17 protein-coding genes, 1 tRNA gene and 1 rRNA gene are annotated in these 22,613 nt (G+C 45.1%); 10 read left to right on the top strand and 9 right to left on the bottom strand.

Going from position 1 to position 22,613, the window contains the following annotated elements; all coding sequences use genetic code 11:
- The first annotated feature begins 66 nt into the window (after positions 1–66).
- Positions 67–182: ribosomal RNA gene (gene rrf / locus CAG58_RS02405) — 5S ribosomal RNA — on the top strand.
- 68 nt (positions 183–250) lie between these two features.
- Positions 251–341 (top strand) — tRNA-Ser (locus tag CAG58_RS02400).
- Positions 342–467: 126 nt separating this feature from the next.
- Here CAG58_RS02400 and add read toward each other — a convergent pair.
- The 5 genes from add to glnA all read right to left on the bottom strand — a co-directional run bounded on the left by add (position 468) and on the right by glnA (position 6,500).
- Positions 468–1,472, bottom strand: coding sequence for an adenosine deaminase (gene add / locus CAG58_RS02395; protein WP_161425435.1), 1,005 nt, complete (start codon positions 1,470–1,472; stop codon positions 468–470).
- 126 nt (positions 1,473–1,598) lie between these two features.
- Entirely contained in the window at positions 1,599–3,005 is a 1,407-nt protein-coding gene (gene glnG, locus CAG58_RS02390) for a nitrogen regulation protein NR(I) (protein ID WP_004394360.1), read from the bottom strand.
- A gap of 38 nt (positions 3,006–3,043) precedes the next feature.
- The gene (gene glnL, locus CAG58_RS02385; protein WP_004394361.1) at positions 3,044–4,090 is read right to left on the bottom strand and encodes a nitrogen regulation protein NR(II); all 1,047 of its coding nucleotides are present in this window, start codon (positions 4,088–4,090) and stop codon (positions 3,044–3,046) included.
- A 236-nt stretch (positions 4,091–4,326) separates the two neighbouring features.
- On the bottom strand, positions 4,327–4,872 hold the full coding sequence (locus CAG58_RS02380) for a DUF4124 domain-containing protein (protein ID WP_158144593.1): 546 nt from the start codon (positions 4,870–4,872) through the stop codon (positions 4,327–4,329).
- Positions 4,873–5,090: 218 nt separating this feature from the next.
- The gene (gene glnA, locus CAG58_RS02375; protein WP_154169882.1) at positions 5,091–6,500 is read right to left on the bottom strand and encodes a glutamate--ammonia ligase; all 1,410 of its coding nucleotides are present in this window, start codon (positions 6,498–6,500) and stop codon (positions 5,091–5,093) included.
- A gap of 503 nt (positions 6,501–7,003) precedes the next feature.
- Here glnA and typA point away from each other — a divergent pair.
- The 4 genes from typA to CAG58_RS02355 all read left to right on the top strand — a co-directional run bounded on the left by typA (position 7,004) and on the right by CAG58_RS02355 (position 11,341).
- Complete coding sequence (typA, locus tag CAG58_RS02370; RefSeq protein ID WP_004394366.1) at positions 7,004–8,827, top strand: translational GTPase TypA; 1,824 nt, start codon at positions 7,004–7,006, stop codon at positions 8,825–8,827.
- A 236-nt stretch (positions 8,828–9,063) separates the two neighbouring features.
- Positions 9,064–9,975 carry a virulence factor BrkB family protein gene (locus CAG58_RS02365; RefSeq protein WP_415860527.1) on the top strand — a complete coding sequence of 304 codons (912 nt, stop codon included), beginning with the start codon at positions 9,064–9,066 and terminating at the stop codon, positions 9,973–9,975.
- Positions 9,947–10,381, top strand: a complete 435-nt coding sequence (gene dtd, locus CAG58_RS02360) for a D-aminoacyl-tRNA deacylase (protein WP_161425433.1) — start codon at positions 9,947–9,949, stop codon at positions 10,379–10,381. Before CAG58_RS02365 ends, dtd begins: the two co-directional genes overlap by 29 nt.
- A 33-nt stretch (positions 10,382–10,414) precedes the next feature.
- Entirely contained in the window at positions 10,415–11,341 is a 927-nt protein-coding gene (locus tag CAG58_RS02355; RefSeq protein ID WP_004394369.1) for a bifunctional GNAT family N-acetyltransferase/hotdog fold thioesterase, read from the top strand.
- A 47-nt stretch (positions 11,342–11,388) separates the two neighbouring features.
- On the opposite strand, the gene CAG58_RS02350 is transcribed toward CAG58_RS02355, so the two are convergent.
- From CAG58_RS02350 to hslR, 4 genes are all read right to left on the bottom strand, one after another.
- The gene (locus CAG58_RS02350) at positions 11,389–13,296 is read right to left on the bottom strand and encodes an AsmA family protein (RefSeq protein WP_161425432.1); all 1,908 of its coding nucleotides are present in this window, start codon (positions 13,294–13,296) and stop codon (positions 11,389–11,391) included.
- Between the two features lie 108 nt (positions 13,297–13,404).
- Positions 13,405–15,033 (bottom strand): phosphoenolpyruvate carboxykinase (ATP), encoded by a 1,629-nt coding sequence (pckA, locus tag CAG58_RS02345; RefSeq protein ID WP_161425431.1) that lies wholly within the window; start codon positions 15,031–15,033, stop codon positions 13,405–13,407.
- 339 nt (positions 15,034–15,372) lie between these two features.
- The gene (gene hslO, locus CAG58_RS02340) at positions 15,373–16,263 is read right to left on the bottom strand and encodes an Hsp33 family molecular chaperone HslO (RefSeq protein WP_161425430.1); all 891 of its coding nucleotides are present in this window, start codon (positions 16,261–16,263) and stop codon (positions 15,373–15,375) included.
- A 19-nt stretch (positions 16,264–16,282) separates the two neighbouring features.
- Complete coding sequence (gene hslR / locus CAG58_RS02335) at positions 16,283–16,669, bottom strand: ribosome-associated heat shock protein Hsp15 (protein WP_154169891.1); 387 nt, start codon at positions 16,667–16,669, stop codon at positions 16,283–16,285.
- Positions 16,670–16,933: 264 nt separating this feature from the next.
- Here hslR and gspC point away from each other — a divergent pair, with 264 nt between their 5' ends.
- The 4 genes from gspC to gspF are packed head-to-tail and all read left to right on the top strand — an operon-like array spanning position 16,934 to position 22,613.
- Positions 16,934–17,818: a type II secretion system protein GspC gene (gspC, locus tag CAG58_RS02330; RefSeq protein ID WP_161425429.1), complete on the top strand. Its 885-nt coding sequence runs from the start codon at positions 16,934–16,936 to the stop codon at positions 17,816–17,818.
- A gap of 35 nt (positions 17,819–17,853) precedes the next feature.
- On the top strand, positions 17,854–19,881 hold the full coding sequence (gene gspD / locus CAG58_RS02325) for a type II secretion system secretin GspD (RefSeq protein WP_161425428.1): 2,028 nt from the start codon (positions 17,854–17,856) through the stop codon (positions 19,879–19,881).
- Positions 19,881–21,392: a type II secretion system ATPase GspE gene (gspE, locus tag CAG58_RS02320; protein WP_161425427.1), complete on the top strand. Its 1,512-nt coding sequence runs from the start codon at positions 19,881–19,883 to the stop codon at positions 21,390–21,392. The genes gspD and gspE overlap by 1 nt, the downstream gene beginning before the upstream one ends.
- Entirely contained in the window at positions 21,393–22,613 is a 1,221-nt protein-coding gene (gene gspF / locus CAG58_RS02315; protein WP_004394379.1) for a type II secretion system inner membrane protein GspF, read from the top strand.

Here is a 22,613-nt window from a genome sequence, read left to right as displayed (position 1 = left end):
TGGACTCAAAGAAGTGCATTGAATGTGTAGAGAATGAAAAACAGCTTTCCGAATTAACCAAATTTGCTTGGCGACCATAGCGTTTTGGACCCACCTGACTCCATGCCGAACTCAGAAGTGAAACGAAACAGCGTCGATGGTAGTGTGGGGTCTCCCCATGTGAGAGTAGAACATCGCCAGGCTTTAATTTTGCCGATTAATAAGCGGCCGACCATGAGCAAATATTATTTACTTGTGGATTAAAAATTTTGGAGAGATGGCTGAGTGGTTGAAAGCACCGGTCTTGAAAACCGGCGATGGTTAATAGCTATCCTAGGGTTCAAATCCCTATCTCTCCGCCACTATTTAAAAAGCCGCTAATTTATTAGCGGCTTTTTTGCGTTATGCACCTGATTAAATCTCAATAAAAAAGATCGAATGTTTCGATCTTTTTTATTTTTTATATTATTGGCCTTTTTTATATTGGCCTAGTGGCGTGCGGCGACTTTGTTTATTAACGTCTGTTTTTCACTTTCAGATAAGAAGGCAAGTGTTACACCATTCTTCTGTGCCTGATAAATCTGTTCGTCACTAAGGCCCGCTTTAGGCGCAGCGATCAGATATTCGTGAGGAAGTTCTATACCTTCTACAGCAGGGTCATCTGTGTTAAGGCAAGCCAAGATACCGTGATTTAAAAAGAGTTTAATTGGGTGTTTCTCTAAGCTTTCAACCGTACTGGTTTGAATATTAGATGTTAGACAAGATTCAATACCGATATGATGCTTTGCCAGATAATCCATCAGCTTGGAATCGTTAATCGCTTTGACGCCATGGCCAATACGTGTAGCCCCTAATTCTTTAATCGCCTGCCACATACTTTCAGGACCAGCGGCTTCTCCAGCGTGTACTGTGACATGTAACCCTGCATCTTTAACTTGTTTAAAATGTTGGACAAAGCGCTCTCCAGGTTGTCCTAATTCATCACCAGCAAGATCGACTGCGACAATATGATCTTTTTGGCTAAGAATCGCCTCTAATTCTTTCTGGCATGCATCGGTTCCGAAAGTTCGGCTCATAATACCAATCAGATTAGCTTGAATCCCGAAGTCGCGAACCCCAGCTTGTACACCATCCACGACGGCTTCAACGACACCAGCAATAGGGAGATTATGTTTCATGGCCATGTAGTAAGGTGAAAATCGTAATTCGGTATAATCAATCTGAGCACGTAAAGCATCTTCTACATTCTCATAGGCGACTCTACGGCATGCCTCTAAATCACCTAGTACCGCAACTCCCCAGTCCAATTTAGATAGGAAAGCGACTAACGAAGGCTCTGCTTCAACGATTTGTACATAAGGTGTTAAGCCTTCTACCGTATTGGCAGGCAGTGCGACATTAAACTTACGACCTAGGTCGAGAATGGTTTGAGTGCGTATGTTGCCATCTAAATGGCGATGTAAATCGGTAAGAGGGAAGTTTTTGGTTATCATGGCATTTTTCCAAGTCATATTGTCAATCAAGTATAAAAACCAAACGCATGTCTGTCAGTAAGACGAGCTTGGGAATCTGCACAATTCATCTTTATTTTGTTATTGTTTACTGAAAGTGTTGATAGCTTACGAGTAAAGCTCTTTTAATTTACGCGTTAAGGTGTTGCGTCCCCAGCCTAATACTTTAGCTGCCTCTTGTTTATGGCCGTGAGTATGATCGAGCGCTACCTCTAATAGGATACGTTCAAATTCTGGTTGAGCATGGGTTAAAAGATCGGTTTCACCAGCCGCTAATGCAGATCTTGCCCAGACCTCAAGCTGAGCTTGCCAATGTATATCCGTTGTTGTTTCTACTGCTTTACGTTGTTGGAGTAGCTCTGGCGGAAAGTCGCTTGGCAAAACTTCACTGCCGCTGGCCATTACTGTTAGCCATCGGCACATATTTTCTAGTTGCCTTACATTACCTGGCCAATCCAAGCGATTAAGAATTTCAACACTCTTAGGATGCAATGTTTTCATTTCTACACTGAGCTCTTTTGCTGCTAATGCTAAAAAATGTTTAGTCAGTTTTTCAATATCTTGTCGCCGCTCACGTAAAGCCGGAATGTGAATTCGGATCACATTAAGGCGATGAAATAAGTCTTCACGAAATTTTCCTTGTTGAACTAATTTTTCTAAGTGTTGATGGGTTGCAGCCACAATGCGAACATCAACTTTTAAAGCTAGGTGCCCACCAACGCGATAAAATTGTCCGTCAGAAAGTACTCGCAATAATCGTGTTTGTATATCAAGTGGCATATCACCAATTTCGTCAAGGAAGAGAGTTCCCCCGTTGGCCTGTTCAAAGCGCCCTTGACGAACACTATTTGCTCCAGTGAAAGCCCCTTTTTCGTGTCCAAACAGTTCGGATTCAATTAAGTCCTTCGGAATGGCAGCCATATTAAGGGCGATAAATGGTTTTTGTGCTCTAGGACTATGACGATGTAAAGCATGAGCGACCAATTCTTTACCTGTTCCTGACTCTCCATTAATCAGTACCGAGATGGAGGAACGGGAAAGTCGGCCAATCGCTCGAAACACCTCTTGCATCGCCGGTGCTTCGCCAATAATTTCAGGTGATCTATAGGTTGAGATTGTGTGCTGTACTTGAGTCGTGCGCTGCTCTTGTCCGTGTGCCATCGCTCGTTCGACTAAGGTAACGGCTTCATCGACGTCAAAAGGTTTGGCGAGATATTCAAAAGCGCCTTTCTGATACGCATTCACGGCTGCATCTAAATCAGAATGAGCCGTCATAATAATGATCGGTAATTCAGGCGTACGAGAATGGACTTGGTTAAGTAGCTCAATACCATCCATGCCAGGCATTCGAATATCAGAGATCAGTGCATCTGGTGTCTCTCTTTCTAACGCCATTAGGACACTTTCTGCATCAGAAAAGGTTTCACATTTTATATTGGCTGCGGCTAAGGTTTTTTCGAGAACCCAGCGGATTGAGCTATCATCATCAACCACCCAGACGTATCCTTTGCTCATGTTTGTTCTCCTTTTTATTCGACCGGATCCTGGTCAGGTTAAATGGGTAAATAAATGGTAAATGCGGTACGCCCTGGCCAGCTTTCAACGTCAATTTTTCCATTGTGTTGATCAATGAGGTTTTGTGAGATGGACAGTCCTAGTCCTGTTCCTCCTTCTCGGCCACTCACCATGGGATAAAATAAGGTATCTTGCAGTTCAAGAGGGATGCCAGGACCATTGTCGATGATTTCAATTTTAGCGGCCAATTTATGACGATGACCGTGAATATTGGCTTGATGCACGGTTCTGGTACGCAGCGTAATCATTCCATAAGGTTGGTGAGCGAGAATTTGCGCAGCGTTACTAACAATATTTAATAGTGCTTGTTCAATTTGATCGGTATCCATCAATAGCTCAGGTAGACTCGGATCATAATCTCTTTCAATGGTGATTGAGTGGGTTGTTTCCAATTCAATCAATTGCCTTACTTTTTCTAGAATAACATGTAAATTCTCATGCGTTTTTTTTCCAGGTTTTTGGGGGCCAAGTAGCCTGTCGACTAGCGTTCTTAAACGATCGGCTTGTTCAATAATGATTTGCGTATATTCAGTTAATTCACGATTAGGAAGCATTCTCTCGAGTAGTTGCGCTGCGCCTCGTAATCCTCCTAACGGATTTTTAATTTCATGGGCCAAACTTCGCACCAATAACTTTGCTGCTTGTTGCTGAGCATGTTGGTTGAGTTCTTGTGTTAAACGTCGCTGTTGACCAATCTTCCTCATTTCAACCAATAGCATGAGCTCTTTTTGCCATGAAAAAGGGCTTACCGTGACTTCTAGCATCAGTGGTTTGCCATCCACTACAAACGTGACGTCACTGTCGGTAATACTTTGTCCGCTTTGTAATGGTTGAGTTAATAAAGCGAGATCAAGCGAGGCATGTTGTACGAGTGCAGACAATGATTGATGAAGAATACGTTTAGCACTTTGCGAGAAGAGTTGCTCCGCCGCAGGGTTAGCATAACGAACAGATAAGTTCTCATCGAGTAACAACGTTGCGGTGACGAGATTATTTAATATCGCTTCACTTCGGTCTAGATTCACAGCGGCATCCTATTACCTATTGATACATTGCACCAGTTTGGTGCGGTCGATAGTTCAGTATGGCGCAACGGAATAAAAAGCAAAAGATTAAATAAGAGCGAGAGTCTTCATTTCTCATGGCTGTCAGTTATCGCGGCATTGGCTGACGAGGTGTTGTCACCCTTTTGCATTGATAAAGCATGAGATATCAGCTTGCTATGGTTTGTTCACTCAGTATGAGATCATACAATGACCGATTAATGCCGCGCAGCTCGATGTAAATAAACCGTTACTGACTTAGTTGATGCAATAACCTTGCCGTTTTCAATTGCTTGAATCATCAAACGATGTTCACCTCGATCGATATTTTTTAACTCCCAATAATTTTGCGTATTAGGCGCACCATAGGCTTGGTTATTAAGCATCAGTTGTAGGTGCTGATGGGTTGTCAAAGGGCGACTTAACTCAACGACAACTTTAATTCGTCCTTGGTTATCACGAATCGTTTGTTGATCAAGTGGCGAGATTATCTGTAGTGCTAAGGCTGGCAACTCGGAGCGGCTAGGTTGAGAGGTTTTACTTGGTAGGGGTTCATCGATTGGTATTGCTTCACTAAATTGAGGCTCGGGAGCAAGATGATCGTCGACTGATAAGGTAATTAATTGAGCATGTGGGCTCTGAGCAAAATCACTAAAATGAACTATCCCGTGTTCATCTTCCCAAACGTACACCGTTTGTGCATGACAGGTGATTGGCAACAGCACGCTGTAGATCAGTAAACACACGATAAATATCGGATTCATTTTTTACCTCATATTTTACGGCTTATTTGCTCAGAAATGGTGCAATGGAGCTAGTGAGCACCGAATTAGGTATTAGGTTTGACGGTTATGCTCCTGTTTGGTTAGACGATGACGATGTTAAAGTGAATGGAAAGAAAGCCAAATAAACAAAAGGCCCACCTGCGAGGCGAGCCTAGAATTACGTTGCAAAATAAGCTGAGATTTACATTAGGTGCTGATTACACCGAATAATAAAGTTCAAACTCAAGTGGATGAACGGCCATATTGACACGCTCAACATCTTTTGATTTCAGAGCAATATAAGAGTTAATGAAATCATCAGAGAACACGCCACCTACGGTCAGGAACTCACGATCTTCGTCAAGTGCTTTTAGCGCGACTTCTAAAGATTCGGCGACTTTTGGAATCTCAGCGGCTTCTTCTGCTGGTAAGTCGTACAAATCTTTATCCATTGCTTCACCAGGATGGATTTTATTTTTGATACCATCAAGGCCTGCCATTAGTAGTGCAGCGAACGCAAGGTATGGGTTTGCTGCTGGGTCTGGGAAGCGAGCTTCGATACGACGCGCTTTCGGGCTTGGCACGACAGGGATACGGATCGATGCAGAGCGGTTACGCGCTGAATAAGCAAGCATAACTGGTGCTTCAAACCCTGGAACAAGACGTTTGTACGAGTTAGTTGATGGGTTAGCGAAAGCGTTAATAGCACGGGCGTGTTTGATAATACCGCCAATATAATACAGGGCAAGATCAGAGAGACCGCCGTATTTGTCACCCGCAAATAAATTGACGCCATCTTTTGCTAGTGATTGGTGTACGTGCATACCTGACCCATTATCACCAACGAGAGGTTTAGGCATAAAGGTCGCGGTTTTGCCAAACGCATGAGCAACGTTATGTACAACGTATTTGTAAATTTGGATCTCGTCTGCTTTTGTGGTCAACGTGTTAAATCGAGTCGCGATTTCGTTTTGACCTGCGGTGGCCACTTCATGGTGATGTGCTTCAACGACTAAGCCCATTTCTTCCATGATCAAGCACATCGCAGAGCGGATGTTTTGTGATGAATCGACTGGAGCAACAGGGAAGTAACCGCCTTTTACGCCTGGACGGTGACCTTTGTTACCACCTTCAATTTCTGCACCTGTATTCCAAGCGGCTTCGATATCGTCAATCTTGAATGACGCACCAGACATGTTGTTGGTATATTTTACGTCATCAAAGAGGAAAAATTCTGGCTCTGGGCCGACAAGAACGGTATCTGCGATACCGGTTGAACGCATATAATCTTCGGCACGCTTAGCAATAGAGCGTGGGTCACGGTCGTAGCCTTGCATCGTGGCTGGTTCAAGAATGTCACAACGAATATTGAGAGTGACATCATCGGTAAATGGGTCAAGCACGGCACTGGATGCGTCAGGCATCATCACCATGTCAGATTCATTGATTCCTTTCCAGCCAGCAACTGATGAACCATCGAACATCTTACCTTCTTCGAAGAAGTCTGCGTCGATTTGGTGAGCAGGAATAGAGATATGTTGCTCTTTACCTTTTGTATCGGTAAAGCGTAAGTCAACAAACTTAACTTCGTTTTCTTGGATCAGCGATAGTACGTTTTCTACTGACATCTTGGATAACCTCCAGTGTTAAATAAAGCGGTTTGGGCTCGAATCAAAATGAAATCAGCACAGATTAATGTTTTTTCATCAAGCTTAATCCGTACTGTATTTATCTAAGCGATAATCGTGCCAGTTTTTATTGTCCATAAAATCAATTGCTTGTGTTTTGATGGGTGAGTTTGGTGCGTATTGTTGCACCAAAAAGATCACGTATTGCACTTTTGTGGTGCAATACGGTAGCGTTGCTCACTACGGCTAACAAAACTTGTTCATTCAGCCGATTATTCATGGCTTTGTCAATCTTCATTTCTGTGTGGGGATCGGGTTTGAATTAAGCTGGAACGACGACTAGGATGTAATGGGACAATATTGAGCGTGATAGATCACATTTTTCTAGGTTTTTCGCCAAAATCTGGTACATTATTGACCATTTTTTTAACGAAAATTTTGGCTACGTTTGTGCACTCCCGTAGAAACGAGCTATCTGTGTAAAATAAGTGAAGCAAAACTCCATGGCTACTCCACAAATTGAAAAACTAAGAAACATCGCGATCATCGCGCACGTTGACCACGGCAAAACGACCTTGGTGGATAAACTACTCCAGCAGTCGGGTACCTTAGAGTCTCGCGGTGACGCTGAAGAGCGAGTCATGGACTCGAACGATATTGAAAAAGAACGTGGTATTACGATTCTTGCCAAAAATACCGCGATCAATTGGCACGATTACCGTATTAACATCGTAGACACCCCTGGACACGCTGACTTCGGTGGTGAAGTTGAGCGTATTATGTCTATGGTTGATTGTGTTTGCTTGATTGTCGATGCTGTTGATGGTCCTATGCCACAAACACGCTTTGTGACTCAAAAAGCTTTTGCTCATGGCTTAAAGCCGATTGTCGTTATCAATAAAATTGACCGTCCAGGTGCTCGCCCTGACTGGGTAATGGATCAAGTGTTTGACTTGTTTGATAATCTAGGTGCAAGTGATGAACAGTTGGATTTCCAAGTGGTTTATGCTTCAGCACTGAACGGTTGGGCGACCTTAGAAGAAGGTGTTATTGGTGAAAACATGGAGCCATTGTTCCAAGCCATCGTCGATAATGTGGAGCCTCCACAAGTGGATCTTTCTGGTCCATTACAGATGCAAATTTCACAACTTGATTATAGCTCGTACGTTGGCGTTATCGGTGTGGGCCGTGTGACTCGTGGTAGCGTGAAAGCTAACCAACAAGTAACGGTTATTTCTGCTGATGGTAAAAAACGCAACGGTAAAGTCGGTACTGTACTCGGATATCTTGGTTTACAACGTACGGAAACCGAACTGGCCACTGCTGGTGATATCGTCGCGGTTACTGGATTGGGTGAGCTGAAGATATCGGATACGATTTGTGATGTTAATGCCGTTGAAGCATTACCACCATTGAGCGTTGATGAGCCTACAGTGACCATGACTTTCCAAGTCAATACTTCTCCTTTTGCCGGTAAAGAAGGTAAGTTCGTTACTTCACGTAATATTCTTGAGCGTCTTGAGAAAGAGTTAGTGCATAACGTGGCACTTCGTGTAGAGCAAACCGAAGATCCCGATAAATTCCGTGTTTCTGGTCGTGGTGAATTACACCTTTCTATCTTGATCGAAAACATGCGTCGCGAAGGCTTTGAATTAGCGGTTTCACGCCCAGAAGTTATTCTTAAAGAAGAAAATGGCCAGTTAATGGAACCGTTTGAGACCGTGACTATCGACGTGATGGAAGAGCATCAAGGCGGGATCATGGAGAAAATTGGTCTACGTAAAGGCGAGATGAAAGATATGTCGCCAGACGGTAAAGGCCGAGTTCGTTTAGACTTTGTGATGCCTTCTCGTGGACTGATTGGTTTCCAAACTGAGTTTATGACATTAACGTCAGGTTCAGGTTTGCTTTATCATACGTTTGATCATTATGGCCCTCACAAAGGTGGTGATATTGGTCAGCGAGTCAATGGCGTGCTGATTTCTAATGCAACGGGTAAGGCATTAACTTACGCATTGTTTAACTTGCAAGAGCGTGGTCGCTTATTTACTGAGCATGCTGACGAAGTCTACGAAGGTCAAGTGATTGGTATTCATAATCGTTCTAACGATCTCACCGTAAACTGTCTAAAAGGCAAGCAGCTGACTAACGTACGTGCTTCTGGTACGGATGAAGCTCAGGTGCTAACCCCTGCGATTAAATTTACTCTTGAGCAAGCACTTGAGTTCATTGATGATGATGAATTGGTTGAAGTGACGCCAAAGAGCATTCGTATTCGTAAGAAACACCTAACCGAAAACGAGCGTAAACGTGCTTCTCGTGGCTAATTAATGGTCATGATGGCAGTGAAAACCCTTATCCTGTAAAGGCTAAGGGTTTTTTTATATCGCGAGTTGGCTTGGTGTGAGAGTGATGTCTAATCAAGGGGGATGAAGCGTTGGATGATGCGTTTAAGGATATCCTGACATAAGATGTTGTGCTGGTGGAGAAGCAATAGCGTCAATTTTTCAGTACACTAGCATAGTGGACAGCACAACGTAGGAGTGAGATTTTGGCCCTAGAGATGTTATTTAAGCAAAGCGTGCGGTTTGTACGTTATTTATTCAACCGAATGAATCATGACCGAATCAACATTAATGCCGGCTATTTAGCTTATATTACTTTATTGTCGCTTGTGCCGATGTTAACGGTGCTGTTATCCATTCTTTCCTCGTTTGCCATTTTTGATAATGTAGGGGAAATTATCCAAGAATTTGTCATCACTCACTTTGTTCCTGCGGCCGGCGATGCGGTGAGTAACGCTTTACTGCAGTTTGTTGCTAATACGGGAAAAATGACCGCCGTTGGTGGGGCTTTCTTATTTATCGCCGCGTTAATGCTGATCTCAAATATCGATAAAAATATGAATTTTATATGGCGAGTACGCAATAAGCGGCGAGTCGTCTTTTCATTTTCTATGTATTGGATGATTTTGACCTTGGGGCCGATTCTTGTCGGCACGAGCATTGCGGTGACCTCCTATGTAACGTCTTTGAAATTAGTGGAAAGTGAAGCGTTTAGCGGTGCTTTTCGACTGTTTTTAAGCCGTTTGCCTTTTTTATTGTCCTTCTTTGCCTTTGTGGGTTTGTATGTTTTGGTTCCCAATAAAAAAGTTCGCCTCGTTCACGCTCTATCCGGAGCATTTGTTGCCGCTCTGTTGTTTGAGTTAAGCAAAAAAGCCTTTGCCGCTTATATTACCCAATTTCCGTCTTATCAATTGATTTATGGGGCACTCGCAGCGATACCGATTTTATTCGTCTGGGTATATTTATGTTGGTTGATTGTACTGATTGGTGCCGAGTTTACTGCCGCTTTAGGTGAAAGTGAGCAATGGAAGCGCGAGCCTAACGTGGTAGACTCAACCACTCGATTAGATAAATTAGCAGAGAAACCACAAGGAGATCCAAGTGATCGCTTTAATTCAACGGGTGAGTGAAGCTGCGGTTCGCGTCGATGGTGACGTCGTCGGACAAATTGAGCGCGGTTTATTGGTGTTACTGGGAGTCGAGCGTGATGATGATGAGGCTAAGGCGAAGCGTTTGGTTGAGCGGGTCACACAGTATCGCGTTTTTGAAGATGAAGCCGGTAAAATGAACCTTAGCGTGCAAGATGTTGGTGGTAGTGTTTTGGTCGTTTCACAGTTTACGCTGCCCGCTGATACTAAAAAAGGCACTCGAGCCGGTTTCTCTCGTGGGGCTGCACCACAAGACGCGGAACGTCTGTACGATTATTTTTCAGATCTATGTGCGACCATTTTACCGACGCAGCGAGGACGTTTTGCGAAGGATATGCAAGTCTCACTTATTAACGATGGTCCAGTGACTTTTTGGTTACAGGCTTAATCTGAGCGAAATAGCGCTTTAGGAAGGGAATCAATGTTTAAGCTTATCACTCCCAAGACGGAAAACCAGCTCAATAAATATTACCATTTTCGTTGGCAGATGCTGCGTGAGCCGTGGCGAATGCCCTTAGGTTCGGAGCGTGATGAATACGATCCCATGAGTCATCATCGAATGATTGTCGATGGACGAGGACGACCGATTGCGATTGGTCGGGTCTATATCACTCCTGACAGTGAAGGGCAAATTCGCTACATGGCGGTGAAGTCTAGTGCGCGTAACAAAGGGATGGGATCCTTGTTGTTAGTGGCACTTGAGTCTTTAGCTCGTCAGGAAGGAGCGAAGCGTTTAGTGTGTAATGCTCGCGAAGATGCGATTGCTTTTTATGCACAAAATGGCTTTGAGCGACGAGGACCTTTAACGGATGAGCGAGGCCCGGTGCGTCATCAGCAAATGGTTAAACCGCTAGATCCAATGGCCGATGTATTGCGTAAACCAGAGTGGTGTACAGAGTTACAAGAACGCTGGGCTACCCATATTCCGATCAGTGACAAGATGGGCATTAAAGTCCAACAGTATACCGGGTATCAGTTTCAATGCAGTGCGCAGCTTAACCCTAATTTAAATCCTCATAATACGTTATTCGCTGGTTCGGCGTTCACTTTGGCCACTCTGACGGGGTGGGGAATGGCTTGGTTATTAATGCGTGAGCGTAATCTGCAAGGGGACATTGTGCTGGTTGATAGCCGTATTCGTTATCGGCATCCCGTGGTACATAATCCCGTTGCATCGACCTCATTAGATGGGATCAGCGGTGATCTTGATCGCCTGGCTTCAGGGAGAAAAGCACGTATTGTGGTCAAAGTGGATATCAGTAGTGGTACTAAAGATGCGGTAGAATTTATTGGCACCTATATGCTCATCCCCGATTATTTGACGATCATTGATAACGCTCGGGCTTAATGGTTCCTTGTTTAAGCATGGTGATCTATCCATATCAGTGAGATTACTTATCTTGTCGATGGATTCGCCGTTGATCGGCATGGTGCGTTAACTTGTGTCGTCTGTTGTTCTCGTAATAGGTCGAAGTGATGCTCAGTGCAATCTTGCCATAAATGAAGTTCAAGCTTGGCTTGGTCGGGGGTTAATAGATCCAACTGCCCATCAAGCTTGGCGTTCAATTTAGGACCGGATAGTGAGATTGGTGGGAGTTGTAATCGTCCTCGGTCAGCCGTTAGCTGAATGGCATCTGATTCAAAAGGTTGAACCACCAGTGTATCATGATGTTGATAAGTAAAGATTCCTTGACGCAAGTAGCCATTAAGTTGCCCGGTTAATGAGTGGCTGAACATCGGGTAATCACCCGCCAGCCCTTGTGCGGTAAGAGTAAACTCAGCTAAAGCATCGACGTTTAATGGCAGTGGAATCCAATGCTTAAAAAGCTGCAGTGGTAGGCCATCGGCATGCAATTCGAGTTGCCAAGGCGCACTGGCTGTTGTGGTATCCCAACGTGCTGTCGCATCAAGATACCCTTGTTCGAGAGGGAAAAAAGCTCGAGTGATATGCCCAAAGCCATTGTGGCTACTGACCTCGACAATCGCTTGTGAGGTTAGTGTTTGTTCAATACTGGCATTATTAGCACTTAAAGTCAGTTGCCCGTTCCATAATCCCCATCGTCCATGACGCTTCAATTCCAGCCCTTGCCCAGCAGCGTTGAATCCAGAGAGTTGCCAATGGGGGGAGTCAGCTAACTGAATCAGTTGTAAGTTATTTAAGTTCAACTGTTCAATGTGTAAGTTTTTTAAGGCAGAGAGGGCATGACTGGGTAATGAAAACTGACCAATTTGCTCTTGAATCCAGCGACTTCGGCTGATGGCCAGTCGATGTAGATAGAGCTCATCTGGGGTAACAAAGCCATTAAATTGAACATGCCCATCAAGCCAGTCGGCGGTAAATTCAGTGATCGTGATTTTTTGGGGAGTCAATTCCAGTTTAAACGTGGGTTCGTTCCATTGCTGATTTTGCCAGAGCAGACTATCGGCATTAAGGGAGAGATAGCCATTTTCTTGCTGCCACCAAGATGGGGTAAGTAATAGATTCTCGAGAGAAAAACTCACGTTATGCAAGGTAAGGTCACCTTGCTGAATATCGCTATTAAGAACATCTAAGCTATTAATATGAAATAGATGCTTTTCAATAAGTTGTCGCCAAGCCAGCGGAGGTAATGGTGAGTTTGGGGTGATATTTAAGCGATTGATGGTGGCATTCACTAATGACCAACCTTGTGGATACTGTTCCGCTTGGCCAGAAAAAAGCGCCTGTCGCCAAGCAAAGGAAAAGCCGTAAATGGTGCTCTGTTGCGCTCGATGATCGGCGTCAATCAATAATTGACTTAACGCTTCACCTTGCCAATAAACCTGTTCCGCAGATAACTGCAGTTTACCGTAAGGTAATGAGTGGGTCGTTGCTGGCCATTGCGGTTGCTCTATTTGACCGCTTAGGCCGCGGATGATCCAATCATGATGTACATAATCAATATTGCGTATCGCTAACTGATGCAGTGCCCACTGCTTAGGCCATTGATAACTCGGTAGTCCAGAAGAGAGATTTGCTCCATCGATTAATAGGCTATCAATTTGCCACTGCCCCTGTTTTCGTAAACGGGGGTTGAGCCAAATATCTACTTGTTGGGCGTGAAAAGGGTTGGATGAGAGATAAAGCGTTGGATTGATGAAACGAAAGTGCAGTGGATAAGTATACTCGAGTTGATGGAAAGTGACGGTTTGTGGCCATAGCTGATTAACGAACCATTGTGCGCAAGGGGTCAGGTAGCGAGTATGCAGTAGAGCGAAGAGCAATAATACACCACTGGTCATGACAAGAAGACTCGCGATACCCAGGGTCAGCAGTTTTTTCATCATTCTCTCATACTGTCATTATGCGAATGCATAGCTTGGCGTATCTTGCGTAGCGGTTCAAGCCAAAAATAGCCCCTCATTGCGAGGGGCTAGTCTAGTTATAATCGCTTAATCAAGCTGTGGGCCTGCACTCACTAATGCTTTGCCTTCCGCGTTGTCTGTATACTTAGCAAAGTTGTTGATAAAGCGAGCCGCAAGATCTTTGGCTTTGCTTTCCCACTGTAATGGATCGACGTAAGTGTCACGAGGGTCCAAAATCGCAGGATCAACCCCAGGTAAAGCGGTCGGGATTTCTAGATTAAAGATGGGAATCGATTTGGTTTGTGCTTGCTCAATCGAACCATCCAGAATCGCATCAATGATTGCACGAGTATCTTTAATTGAGATACGTTTACCAGAACCGTTCCAACCAGTATTGACCAGATAGGCTTCTGCGCCAGCTTGTTCCATACGTTTAACGAGTACTTCGGCGTACTGAGTTGGGTGTAAGGTTAGGAAAGCTGCACCAAAACACGCCGAGAAAGTAGGGGTTGGTTCGGTTATCCCACGTTCGGTACCCGCTAGTTTAGCGGTAAACCCAGATAGGAAGTGATACTTCGTTTGCTCAGGGGTCAGTTTCGATACTGGAGGCAGTACGCCAAAAGCATCGGCGGAAAGGAAGATCACTTTATTGGCATGACCACCTTTAGAGACTGGCTTAACAATATTTTCGATATGGTAAATGGGGTAAGAGACACGAGTATTTTCAGTCTTAGACCCATCATCAAAATCGATCGAGCCATCACCGCGCACAGTGACGTTTTCTAGTAATGCATCACGACGAATCGCATTATAGATGTCGGGCTCAGCTTCTTTGGATAACTTAATGGTTTTAGCGTAGCAGCCACCTTCAAAGTTAAACACGCCGTCATCATCCCAGCCATGTTCATCATCACCGATCAAAGCACGTTTCGGATCGGTAGAGAGCGTGGTTTTGCCAGTGCCGGATAGACCGAAGAAAATCGCCACATCGCCGTCTTTACCCATATTGGCTGAGCAGTGCATTGAGGCTATACCTTGTAATGGAAGGAAGTAGTTCATCATCGCGAACATACCTTTCTTCATCTCACCGCCGTACCAAGTGCCGCCGATCAGCTGCATTTTCTCGGTGAGATTAAATACGGTAAAGTTTTCTGAATTTAATCCCTGTTGTTGCCATTTATCATTGGTGCATTTCGCGCCGTTCATCACCACAAAGTCAGCTTTAAAGGTCGCTAACTCTTCTTCACTTGGGCGAATAAACATATTTTTCACGAAGTGAGCTTGCCAAGCAACTTCAGTAATCACGCGAATATTAAGGCGAGTATCTGGGTTAGCACCACAATAGCCGTCAATAACGAATAGACGTTTGCCTGATAGCTGTTTAGTAACAAGAGATTTTAGGTCATTCCAAACCGCTTGATTGATCGGCTTGTTATCATTTTTGGCGTGCTCTGAAGTCCACCATAAGGTATCGCGGGTAGTATCGTCATTGACAATAAATTTATCTTTTGGTGATCGGCCAGTGAAAATACCCGTATCAACAGCGACGGCTCCCAGCTCTGTCACGATGCCTTTTTCATAGCCAGCCAAATCTGAGCGAGTTTCTTCCGCGAACAACAGCTCGTAACTGGGGTTACGGATCACTTCTGTCGCGTTGGTAATTCCATATTGGGTAAGATCTAATTGTGCAGCCTTGGTATGTTCCATAACGGTCATTAGGTGCTCCTTATAAGGATTTTGTAGGGATTTTATGTAACTTTTTGTAATTGTTATCTGTTTACCATGCTAACAACGGGGTACCGAAAAAACAGGGAGCTAGCTCAAATATTATCCATGCCTTTTCGAAGATTATAAGCAACCCGTCACAGATACTGGCATTACCTATTCTATCGTGTACGCAAACCTTTGCGCTAGCGTAAATGATTAATATTCAAAAGAAAATAAGTATGCTGTACGGTATGGTTTTTACTTGATTTATAGGCGGTTTGCGCACAAAAAAAGCCAGCAAAATGCTGGCTGTAAGGTGATTTTATCGTGCTTGTTGAGCGATGAAAATTAATGCACCGTTGGATTGTTGGGGGCGCTCTGAGCAAAGAGTTCACTTACTTGGGCGCTATCAAAAGAGTAAGTCGTTCCACAATAATCACAGTGCAAGGAGACTTGACCCTCTTCGGCGAGAATACTGTTTACTTCGTCTTGGGCGATAGTGATGATCGCGGCGGCACTGCGTTCTCGAGAGCAGCCACAAACAAACTCAACGACTTGTGGTGTAAAGAGTTGCACCTTTTCTTGGTTATAAAGGCGATAGAGAAGCTCCGTCGCTTCTAGACCAAATAACTCACTATCTTTAACAGTATTCGTCAACTGTTCTAGATGCTCAAAGTCCTCTTCAGAACCGGTACCATCAGGCATCACTTGTAACAACATGCCTGCGGCATGAGGTTTGCTATCATGTTCACCAGTGCGGATCCATAAGCGTGTTTTTAATTGCTCTGAGCGCAAGAAATAACCTTCGAGCACTTGTGCTAGGTTATCTCCTTCAAGCCCGACGACACCTTGGTAACGCTCACCTTTTTTAGGTTCAATAGTGATGACTAAATAGCCGTTACCGACTAATTGATGCAGAGTGGCATCCGGGGCAATGTGCCCATCCCAGCGAGCGACACCGCGCATCTTTTGTTGATTATCGCCATTGATCACGACTAATGAAACGGGACCATCACCTTGCAGTTGCATGGTGATCGACCCTTCAAACTTTAACGTCGCCGTTAGTAAGCTGGTGGCGACCAATAGCTCACCGAGTAAGTGTTGAATTGGTACGGGGTAATCTTTACTGGTGATTATTCGTTGGTAAACATCATTGAGTTGTACCAATTCACCACGCACCGATAAGTCTTCAAACAGATAGCGATGTAATAGATTGTTGGGGGTTACTTGTGTTGTCATAGTGAATGATCCGACTAATTTATTGATGTTTGAATTTGAGAAGATCACGGCGCTGTTTCTTATCTGGACGCCGTTCTGGACTTGGGTTGTGAGCATTGAGCTTACGAAGCAACGCTTGGCGTTCTCGTTTGACGATACTCTCTGCAGTTTCGCTATACAAAGCCTGTGCTTCGGCCGCGCCACGTCGTTGCTGAGCAATCTGTTCAATGACAACGGTTTTTTCTTCATTACCTTGACGTAAGGTAATCATCGCACCGATTTCCACCGCTTTACTGGGTTTACTCCGCTGACCATTATAGTGAACTTTGCCCCCTTCAACCATCTCTCGGGCTAATGCACGTGTTTTATAAAATCGAGCGGCCCAAAGCCATTTATCCAAGCGAACTGCTTGTTCAGGGGAACTCATGATTATTGGTGGCCTCTAAGGTAGTCACGCTGTCTGCGGTTTCGCGCTACGCCTTTGGTGTTTATCTTGTAAAGATAGCACAGCTTTCGGAGTGGATTTATCAACAAACTATGGAGACAAGCTCCCAGATTTTCAAGCGAAGCGGTAAATAATCATCATAAAATAACGTCGTCAGTCGCACCGATTATCGAGCTGATGTATATTAACTGACTCAATAACTAGTGAACGCTTTGGATGATGAATCAGCAAGGATTGAAATAATCAATGGAATTTAATCAACAGACTTTTAGCGAGCGCATGGCGCAGGTTCTTCGTTGGCAGAATCCGTTGAGTCTCATTCTCACTTTAACTTGCCTTGTCTTTTCCGCTTGGATCCTTGGCCAACTGGTGTGGTTGTTACCAAAGCAAGATAGCTCGATTGTACCTTGGGTGGCGAAACCAATCAGTAGCCAAGTGGCGACGGCGAGAACGGATATTCGTCCGTTGCAAAATAGTCATCTGTTTGGCGTTTATAATCCTCAAGCGGCTCCTGTTGTCGTGGCTCCCGTTCAAGTCGATGCGCCGCCCACGCGTCTTAATTTAACCTTAGTTGGTGTCGTTGCCAGTAATGAGCTTGAGCGCAGTTTGGCGGTTATTGCTAACCGAGGCCAGCAAGCCACTTACGGATTGAATGAACAAATAGAAGGCACCCGCGTGACGCTAAAGGCGGTAATGGCTGACCGAGTTATTATTGATAATGCTGGTCGGGATGAAACGCTAATGCTAGAAGGGCTCGATTATGGTAAGCCGAGCACCAACAATGTCGCTCAGCGCGCAGCGCCTGCCGCACAAGCGGTGGTAGAAGACAAGCTGGCTGCTATTCGTTCGGCGATCAGTCAAAATCCCCGTGAGGTATTTCAGTACGTGAGCTTGTCGCAAGTCAAACAAGATGATCGCATTGTAGGTTATCGCGTTAGTGCGGGGCGAGATCCTGCGCTTTTTGAAGCCGTTGGTTTACAAAATGGGGACATCGCGGTGCTGCTGAATGGGCTCGATTTAACCGACCCGAGTGCAATGACGCAAGTGTTTGAGTCCATTTCTGATCTGACTGAGCTGAATCTGACAGTAGAGCGGGATGGACAACAGCATGATATTTATATTCAGTTTTAACAGCCAATTGGCGGTAATCATTAAGGGAGTATTGTGTGAAGCATTGGCTTAAGAAAAGTAGCTGGCTTTTAGTGGCAAGCCTAATTGCAGCGCCATTAGCACAGGCGAATCAAACCTTCAGTGTCAGTTTCAAAGGCACTGATATTCAAGAGTTTATTACTATCGTTGGACGAAATCTTGAAAAAACCATCATCGTCGATCCTTCGGTACGCGGAAAAATTGATGTACGCAGCTACGACACCCTCAATGAAGAGCAGTACTACAGCTTCTTTTTGAATGTCCTTGAAGTGTATGGATTTGCCGTGGTGGAGATGGATAATGGTGTACTGAAGGTGATTCGCTCTAAAGATGCTAAAACCTCGGCTATTCCGGTACTGGGCAATGATGATCGCGCTTTTGGTGACAGTGTCGTCACTCAAGTAGTGACCGTGAAGAATGTTTCTGTTCGTGAGCTATCTCCGCTATTGCGTCAGTTGATTGATAACGCGGGCGCGGGCAACGTAGTGCACTATGATCCGGCGAATATCATTTTGATTACGGGCCATGCTGCGGTGGTCAATCGCTTAGCCAATATTATTCATCGCGTTGATCAGGCTGGCGATACTGACATTGAAGTGGTCGAGCTGCGCAATGCTTCTGCTTCTGAAATGGTGCGGATCGTCGAAGCGCTGAGCCGTGCTAACAATACTCAAAATGCACCTGAGTTTTTACAACCTAAATTTGTTGCCGATGATCGTACCAATTCGATTTTGATTTCGGGTGATCCGAAAGTGCGTGAGCGGATTAAACGTTTGATTAATCAGTTAGATGTTGAAATGGCTACGCGAGGTAATAACCGCGTGGTCTATCTGAAATACGCTAAAGCCGCTGATTTAGTTACCGTTTTGAAAGATGTGTCTGAAAATCTCCAGGCCGAAAAACAAGGTGGCCAGCGTAGTGCAAGTTCATCACGTAGCAGCGTGATGATTTCCGCGCATACCGATACCAACTCGCTGGTGATCACTGCGCCGCAAGATATCATGAACTCTTTGCTGGACGTGATTTCTCAACTGGATATTCGCCGCGCTCAAGTGCTGATCGAAGCTTTGATTGTTGAAATGGCCGAAGGTGATGGGATTAATCTCGGCGTACAATGGGGCTCATTAAAAGATGGCGCGGTAATTCAATACGGCAATAGTGGTGCGCAAGTGGGCCAGGTTATGGTTGGATTAGAGCAAGCGAAAGATACTACTGAATCGAGAGCGGTTTATGATCGAGATGGTAATTTTTTAAGAAATGAGACAACCACAAAAAAAGGTGACTACTCAACACTTGCTTCGGCTTTATCAGGAGTCAATGGTGCCGCTCTTGGAGTAATGATGGGTGACTGGACGGCGCTGATCAGCGCGGTATCGAGCACCTCCAGCACCAATATCTTATCATCACCGAGCATTACGGTAATGGATAACGGTGAAGCCTCGTTTATTGTTGGTGAAGAAGTGCCAGTATTAACCGGTTCAACCGCTGGTTCGAATAACGATAATCCATTCCAAACCGTAGAGCGCAAAGAAGTCGGCATCAAACTGAAAGTCGTGCCACAAATTAACGAAGGTGATTCCGTTCAGCTCTCGATTGAACAAGAAGTTTCCAACGTGCTTGGTGCTCAGGGCGCGGTCGATGTGCGTTTTGCTAAGCGTCAGTTGAATACCACGGTGATGGTGCAAGATGGACAAATGCTGGTGCTTGGCGGGTTGATCGATGAGCGCACCGCAGAGAGTGAATCTAAGGTACCGATTCTTGGTGACATTCCATTGTTAGGTTATCTATTCCGCTCAACCAATACCACGGTAGAAAAGAAAAACCTGATGGTGTTTATTAAGCCAACCATCATTCGTGATGGTATGACTGCAGACGGTATCACTCAGCGCAAGTACAACTATATTCGAGCTGAGCAGCTATTTAAAGCCGATCAGGGACTCAAGTTAATGGATAATAGCAATATTCCTGTATTACCGAAATATGGTGAATCACGTCGTCATCCAGCTGAATTGCAAGCTTTTCTTGATCAAATGGATAATAACTAATGAGTGTGGATGTGATTGATACGCAGGGGGGGCAGCGGATTCGTCGCTTACCGTTCAGTTTTGCTCAGCGCCATAAGTTGGTTTTAGAGTGGGATGAAGCGCAACACCATGCCACGGTGTATTGCGTTGCGCCATTGTCGATCCCTGCTCTGGTTGAAATTAAACGCGTAATCAAACAGCCGTTTGCGTTGAGTGAGATCAGCGCTGAGGCATTTGAAGCCAAAATCACCCAGGTTTACCAACGAGACTCATCCGAAGCGCGTCAGTTAATGGAAGACATTGGTGCCGATAGCGATGATTTCTTTTCTCTCGCCGAAGAGCTGCCGCAAAGTGAAGATTTACTCGAGTCCGAAGACGATGCGCCGATCATTAAATTGATCAATGCCATGTTGGGTGAGGCGATCAAAGAAGGCGCATCGGATATTCATATTGAAACCTTTGAGAAAGTACTGTCGATTCGCTTCAGAGTCGACGGGGTGCTGCGTGAAGTGCTATCACCGAGCCGTAAATTATCGCCCCTGCTTATTTCACGGGTAAAGGTGATGGCTAAACTGGATATTGCCGAGAAACGCGTTCCTCAAGATGGGCGGATTTCTCTGCGTATCGGCGGGCGGGCAGTCGACGTGCGTGTTTCTACTATGCCTTCTTCACATGGTGAGCGAGTCGTGATGCGTTTGTTGGATAAAAATGCTACACGGTTAGATTTATACAGCTTAGGCATGACCAAAGCCAACCACGATAATTTCCGCCAGTTAATTGCTCGGCCACACGGTATTTTATTGGTCACTGGACCGACGGGGTCGGGAAAATCGACTACGTTATATGCCGGACTGCAAGAACTGAATAGCAGTGAACGGAATATCCTCACGGTAGAAGACCCGATAGAGTTTGATATTGACGGTATTGGCCAGACGCAAGTTAACCCCAAAGTCGATATGACCTTTGCTCGTGGTCTGCGGGCGATTTTACGTCAAGATCCGGATGTGGTGATGGTCGGAGAAATTCGTGATTTAGAAACGGCGCAAATAGCGGTGCAAGCTTCTTTGACCGGTCACTTAGTGATGTCGACGTTGCATACCAATACCGCAATTGGTGCGATTACTCGTTTACGTGACATGGGTATCGAACCTTTTTTAATTTCCTCTTCGTTGTTGGGCGTGCTGGCACAGCGTTTGGTACGTACTTTATGCCCAGATTGTAAGCAGCCATACGAGGCGGATAAAGAGCAGCGTAAGCTGTTTTCGGTCAGTAAAAAAGAGCCATTAACCCTTTATCGCGCCGCAGGTTGTGAGAAATGTAATTTTAAGGGGTACCGTGGGCGAACGGGGATTCATGAACTGATGTTAGTGGATGATAAGGTTCAAGCGCTGATCCATCGCGAAGCGGGGGAGCAAGCGATAGAACAAGCGATTCGTGAACAAACGCCAAGCATTCGCGATGATGGTTTGGATAAAGTCCGCCAAGGGATCACTTCACTTGAAGAGGTGTTGCGCGTGACCAAGGAGTCGTAAATGGCAGCGTTTGAATATCGAGCATTAGATGCCAAAGGCCGGCAAAAAAAAGGCATTCTCGAAGGTGATAATGCTCGTCAAGTCCGTCAACGTTTAAAAGAGCAAGGTTTGCTGCCGATTGAAGTGGTGGAGACGCAAGCCAAAGCAGCTAAAGCTCAACAAAGCAGTTGGGTCAAACCTCGCGGCATTAGTACACCCGATCTGGCTTTATTGACTCGTCAGCTGTCGACGTTGGTTCAGTCAGGGATGCCGTTAGAAGAGTGCTTACGCGCCGTGTCTGAACAATCGGAAAAACCACGGATCCGTAATATGCTGGCTGCAGTGCGGGCTAAAGTCACCGAAGGCTATACGTTAGCCGATAGCTTGGCCGACTACCCACATATCTTTGATGATCTGTTTCGCTCAATGGTCGCTGCGGGTGAAAAATCGGGGCATTTGGATGCGATTTTAGAGCGGTTAGCGGATTACGCTGAAAATCGGCAAAAGATGCGATCTAAATTGATGCAAGCCTTGTTGTATCCGATTGTCTTAGTAGTGTTTGCTGTTGGAATCGTGGCTTTTCTACTTGCTGCGGTGGTGCCGAAAATTGTCGGTCAATTTGTACAGATGGGACAGGCGCTGCCTGCATCGACCCAATTTTTGCTCTCTTCAAGTGATTTTGTTCAGCAGTGGGGATTAACCTTGCTAGCAAGTGTGTTAGTGAGTATTTACTTTATCAAATGGTTACTGCGTAAACCTAACGTTCGTTTGTACTGGCATAAAAAGCTGCTGTTTATGCCGATGATCGGCAAAATTGCCAAAGGATTGAACACGTCGCGTTTTGCGCGCACGCTATCGATTTGTACTTCCAGTGCGATTCCGATCCTCGATGGTATGCGAGTAGCGGTTGATGTGATGACCAATCAATACGTTAAGCAGCAAGTCTTACTGGCGGCCGATAACGTACGTGAAGGCTCTAGCTTGCGTAAAGCCTTATCTCAAACCAAGTTGTTCCCGCCCATGATGTTGCACATGATTGCCAGTGGTGAACAAAGTGGTGAATTAGAGAGTATGTTGACCCGTGCTGCCGATAATCAGGATGCCAACTTTGAATCGACGGTGAATATCGCACTGGGGATTTTTACCCCTGCGTTAATTGCGTTAATGGCTGGATTGGTACTGTTTATTGTCATGGCAACCTTGATGCCGATTTTAGAAATGAATAATTTAATGAGCCGTTAA

This window comes from Vibrio sp. V31_P5A7T61 (assembly GCF_009904895.1).
Taxonomy (GTDB): Bacteria; Pseudomonadota; Gammaproteobacteria; order Enterobacterales; family Vibrionaceae; genus Vibrio; species Vibrio metschnikovii.
This window is presented reverse-complemented; position numbering and strand designations above follow the sequence as displayed.